The 226-nt window shown below is 54.0% G+C and carries 1 protein-coding gene; it reads right to left on the reverse strand.

The window, feature by feature from the left end; all coding sequences use genetic code 11:
• On the reverse strand, positions 1 to 226 hold a 226-nt coding region (locus CHH91_RS19365; protein ID WP_286160865.1), incomplete at both ends, for an amidase family protein.

Below are 226 nucleotides of genomic sequence, written 5' to 3' on the forward strand. Positions count from 1 at the left end.
TCAAACACGGCTTTGCGCATTTCTTCTGATACGCCATCGCCAATGTACTCAGACGGGACGGCAATGCGAAGCCCTTTTATTTCGCCTGTAAGCGACTCTCTGTATGGCGGAACTGGCAAGTCAGCAGAGGTTGAATCAGACGGGCAGTGGCCGGCAATCGCCTCAAGCAAATAGGCGTTGTCCTCGACCGTGCGCGTAATCGGCCCAATTTGATCAAGGGAAGAGG

It is taken from the genome of Virgibacillus sp. 7505 (genome assembly GCF_002272135.1).
Classification (GTDB): Bacteria; Bacillota; Bacilli; order Bacillales; family Amphibacillaceae; genus Terribacillus.